General features: G+C 63.1%; 1 protein-coding gene. It reads left to right on the top strand.

The genetic code is table 11. The features are described from left to right. A partial coding sequence (locus KHC28_RS19285; protein WP_214010015.1) for a M10 family metallopeptidase C-terminal domain-containing protein occupies positions 1 to 621 on the top strand: 621 nt, incomplete at both ends.

The raw sequence follows: 621 nt of genomic DNA on the forward strand, positions 1-621 counted from the left end.
CCAATTCGAAAGCCACGACCTATACCTGGGACGCGACCGGGGCGATGTTCGTCAACGGCGTCAAGGTGATGAGCGCCAGCCAGTACGTGACGGACCAGTTGACGACCACGATCCACCCGGGCGTGGACACGATCTTCCTGACCGTGTGGGACGGCGGCGGCAACGACACCTACGACTTCTCGAACTACACGGAAGCGATGTCGATCGACCTGTCGCCAGGCGGGGCGAGCCTGTTCTCGCAGGCGCAGCGCGCCTCGCTCGGCGATGGCGTCATGGCGCGCGGCAATGTCTACAACGCTTATTTGTACAACGATGATCCCCGCTCGCTGATCGAGAACGCCATCGGCGGCAGCGGTAACGATACGCTGAGCGGCAACGTCGCCGCGAATGTGCTCAACGGCGGCGGTGGCGCCGACACCATGTCCGGTCTTGCCGGCGATGACAGCTATGTGGTCGACAATCTCGACGATGTTGTTGTCGAGGCGGCGGGCGAGGGTACGGACCTCGTCTATGTCCGGGTGAGCGGCTATGTGCTGTCGGCCAATGTCGAGAACGCCCGGAGCGAGGAGGGCTTCGGCAATCTCGAAATCTGGGGCAATTCCGCCGCCAACCTCATGGGAG

This window comes from Ancylobacter sonchi (assembly GCF_018390695.1).
Classification (GTDB): domain Bacteria; phylum Pseudomonadota; class Alphaproteobacteria; order Rhizobiales; family Xanthobacteraceae; genus Ancylobacter; species Ancylobacter sonchi.